This window comes from Paramuribaculum intestinale (assembly GCF_003024925.1).
Taxonomy (GTDB): Bacteria; Bacteroidota; Bacteroidia; order Bacteroidales; family Muribaculaceae; genus Paramuribaculum; species Paramuribaculum intestinale.
The window spans coordinates 1-1192 of record NZ_PUED01000357.1 but is presented as its reverse complement, the minus strand read 5'-3'; the positions used below and the strand labels follow the sequence as shown (position 1 = coordinate 1192).

Annotated in this window: 1 protein-coding gene; it reads left to right on the top strand. The window is 47.4% G+C overall.

Annotated elements, in window-relative coordinates:
• Positions 1-1155: transposase (locus C5O24_RS13520; RefSeq protein ID WP_107681985.1), on the top strand; the 1155-nt coding region annotated here is incomplete at its 5' end.
• Between the last annotated feature and the right edge of the window lie 37 nt (positions 1156-1192).

Genomic DNA, 1192 nt, shown 5'->3' with positions numbered 1-1192 from the left:
ATGAGCAAAAGGTTCCTCAACTGGCTGATTTTAACAATACGCACTGTAGCGTTGATTCCGGGCAAAGTCAATTTTACCCGGCTGTCGCGCTATGGCGGTCGTACTGCCAAGACCTTTGCCTCCAATTTCAAGACACCCGTAGACTGGATGAAAGTCAACATAGGTATGGCGCAGGATTGTTTTGGACCGTCCGATGACATGGCAGTGGCAATCGATCCGTCGTTCATTTCAAAGTCAGGCAGCCTTACATATGGCATAGGCCGATTCTGGTCAGGGGTGGCACAACGTGTAAAACGCGGTCTGGAGATAATGGCGATCGGGGCAATAAGTCTGAGTAAACATACATGTGTGATGCTCGGTGCTGTCCAGTCCCCGGACTTCAGGACTCTTGAATCTGAGAAACAAATGTCAATGCTTGACTGGTATGTGGCACTTGTCAGGTCAAAGGCGGCAGAGCTGCTCTCACTGACGGATATTCTGGTTGCCGATGCCTTTTTCTCCAAATATGAGTTTGTAAATGAAGTGATTGGCATGGGATTCCGGTTTGTCGGGAGATTACGTGCCAATTCATATCTCAGGTATCTGGCCATACCGGATTCCTCCGCCCCGCGAAGACGCGGCAGAAAGAAAAAGTATGGAGAGAAAGTGGATTTCTCCAACCTTGATATGTCCGTGTTCACTTCATTCATATATGAGGATTCCAAAGGAAACAAAACCCGATGTCACACGGCGGTCGTACATTCGAGGGCATTGAAACGCGACATCCGTATCGTGGTCTGTCCGGTTGAAAACGCAGACCCTCTTCTTTACTTCTCTACCGACACCAATATGAGACCTGAAAAGATCATCGGTTTCTACCGCACCCGCTTTCAGATTGAGTTCGGCATACGCGATGCCAAACAGTTTACAGGACTCCAGTCGCAACAGACACGCGACAAAGACCGGCTTGACTTCGCATTCAATCTTTCCTTCACTGCGCTCAATGTCTGCAAGGAGGTCATAAGGAAAGATTATCCGGATCTTTCGGTAGCGCAGTTCAAACGGCTTATGTTTGAATCTTATCTCGCCTCAACAATTATTTCGACTTGCGGAAAATCTCCGCATCTCAAAATAATTCAGAAAATAAATCATCGGTTGGCTCAGTTAGCGGCTTAGCCAAGACTGAACAACCTCAAATTTTACCGAATCATTG